Origin of the sequence: Thermoflexus sp. (assembly GCF_025055495.1) — a bacterium.
In the GTDB taxonomy this organism is placed as follows: domain Bacteria; phylum Chloroflexota; class Anaerolineae; order Thermoflexales; family Thermoflexaceae; genus Thermoflexus.
In genome coordinates, this window is the sequence record NZ_JANWXB010000208.1 from 1 (window position 1) to 1,250 (window position 1,250).

At 64.6% G+C, this 1,250-nt stretch carries 1 protein-coding gene; it reads right to left on the reverse strand.

Annotated features, from left to right (window positions below; genetic code table 11):
- Positions 1 to 125 precede the first annotated feature (125 nt).
- On the reverse strand, positions 126 to 953 hold the full coding sequence (rsmI, locus tag NZM16_RS06950; protein ID WP_295451457.1) for a 16S rRNA (cytidine(1402)-2'-O)-methyltransferase: 828 nt from the start codon (positions 951 to 953) through the stop codon (positions 126 to 128).
- Positions 954 to 1,250: the final 297 nt, after the last annotated feature.

A 1,250-nucleotide genomic window follows, 5' to 3' on the forward strand; every position in this document is an offset into this window, starting at 1 on the left:
AAACCCCCAAATGAAAAATGGACAAAGCGTTAGGCCCGAAGGGGGTGGGAAATCTTTCAGAAACGGAGCTCGGGTCTTTGGCCCCCCACCCCGCTTCCCCAATCCAAGACCGACGAAGCACTCGCTTATTTCCCTCGGAGGGCCAGCGCCATCCGATAGATCACCTGGCGTGGCCATCCTGAGGCCCGCGCGATCTCGCGGGCGGCCTGCGCCGGGGACATCCCAGCCGCCAACAGTTCCTGAAGGCGGTTTCGCACCTCCTCCTCTTCCCAGCGGGCAGTCTCCTCCGGCACCCCGGCGATGACCAGGGTAAACTCCCCCCGGGGCTCGACATGGCCGAAGTGTTCCAGGATCTCCCGCACCGTTCCCCGACGGATCTCCTCATGGAGCTTCGTGAGCTCGCGGGCCACCGCCATGGGGCGATCGCCCAGGACCTCCAGGATGTCGCGCAGGGACTCCCGCAGGCGGTGAGGCGCCTCGAAGGCCACCAGAGTCCATGGAAGGGCGGCAACTTCCGCGAGCAGGCGCCGTCGTTCGCCGGGCTTGCGCGGCAGAAAGCCAAGGAAAACGAAGCGATCCGCTGGGAGGCCCGAGGCGACCAGGGCGGTCACCGGGGCGGAGGGCCCGGGGATGGGGACCACCGGGAAGCCCCGATCCAGCGCGGCTCGAATCAGCGCATAGCCCGGGTCCGAGAGGCCGGGCATCCCGGCCTCTGAAACCAGCGCCACATCCCCTCGGGTCAGCGCTTCCAGAATCTGGGGAAGGCGCACCGGCTCGTTATGTTCGAAGTAACTGATCATCGGGGTATGGATCCCGTAATGCTCCAGCAGGATGCGGGTCCGACGGGTGTCCTCCGCGGCGATCAGGGCGCATTCCCGCAGCACACGCAGGGCCCGCAGGGTGATATCCTCCAGGTTGCCGATGGGCGTACCCACCACATAGAGGGTTCCCATCTCCACCTCCCGGTTCCATCGATCCACACAAAAAGGGCATGCCTTTCCCCGGCATGCCCCTGATCCATCGTGGGCCCTTTGAGGCCCCTGAGGGGTGAACAAAAATCCTCAGGAATGGAAAGCATTATCCTCCCTCATTTTAACCCAAGTCGCTACCACTGCTTTGTCCAGTTATAAACTGAGGATTTGTGGAACCGACGCCCGTCCGGGAGGTAACGGCCTCCCCCCCCCCCACGGCCCGAACGGCCGTGGGGAGGGGGGAGAAAAGATCTTTCGGGGGCGGTGCGGGGGCCAAAG

Bases quoted from the DNA above. Each gene is read 5' to 3' on its own strand.
- rsmI (WP_295451457.1), bottom strand. From the start codon at position 953: ATGGGAACCCTCTATGTGGTGGGTACGCCCATCGGCAACCTGGAGGAT.